Origin of the sequence: Nocardia ninae NBRC 108245 (genome assembly GCF_007990755.1) — a bacterium.
In the GTDB taxonomy this organism is placed as follows: Bacteria; Actinomycetota; Actinomycetes; order Mycobacteriales; family Mycobacteriaceae; genus Nocardia; species Nocardia ninae.
Genome location: NZ_BJXA01000200.1, coordinates 1 through 623, shown reverse-complemented (window position 1 = coordinate 623; position 623 = coordinate 1). Strand labels below are relative to the sequence as shown.

Genomic DNA, 623 nt, shown 5'->3' with positions numbered 1-623 from the left:
GAACCGGGCGGCACCGCGCGCCCCGAGCACCAGCAGCCCGGGCCGCAGCACCTCCACCCCGGGCACCGTCGCATCCACGGCCGCCACCACCGGCTCGAACAACCGTGCGTCCCGGTCCGGATCCGCCTGCGCGAGAAACAGATCGGGGCACTTCGCCTGCGCCTCTCGCCGCTTCAGCCCGCGCCGCACCCCGTCGGCGCGCGCGATCGCCGAGCACGCGATCACCCGGTTGGCGAAGAGCACGGCCACCGGCTGGGTCGCGGGCAGCCCGGCCACCGCAGCGGCGGCGACCGCGGGCCAATCCGGACACCACAGCGCCAACACCCGCGCCGCGCCCTTCGCTCGGCTGGGCAGGATCACGGTGCCGCACCGCACATATCGACCCTCACGATGCCGCTTCCCTGGCGTCGACCGGTGCGGCGGTGCGCGTGGGTGTTTCGTGCGCCGCCCATTCGACCCGGCCGGAGTTCGAACGGAGGTCGAGGCGGCCGCGCCGGGGCGGACCCGCCTTGCCGCGCACCTCGACCTCAAGACCGAGGGAGTGCAGGCGGCCACGGCCGTGCCCGAGGCCCGAGTAACCGGCGATGCGCGCGTCGAGGTGCAGGGCGGCGCCGGGCCAGCGG

General features: G+C 75.9%; 1 protein-coding gene and 1 pseudogene. Both read right to left on the bottom strand.

All coding sequences use genetic code 11. The features are described from left to right. Positions 1–360 (bottom strand): Y-family DNA polymerase (locus tag NN4_RS44675; protein ID WP_443093902.1); only part of this gene is annotated, 360 nt, incomplete at its 3' end. 25 nt (positions 361–385) lie between these two features. Further along, positions 386–623 (bottom strand): annotated as a pseudogene (locus NN4_RS44670) (hypothetical protein); the annotation flags it as partial.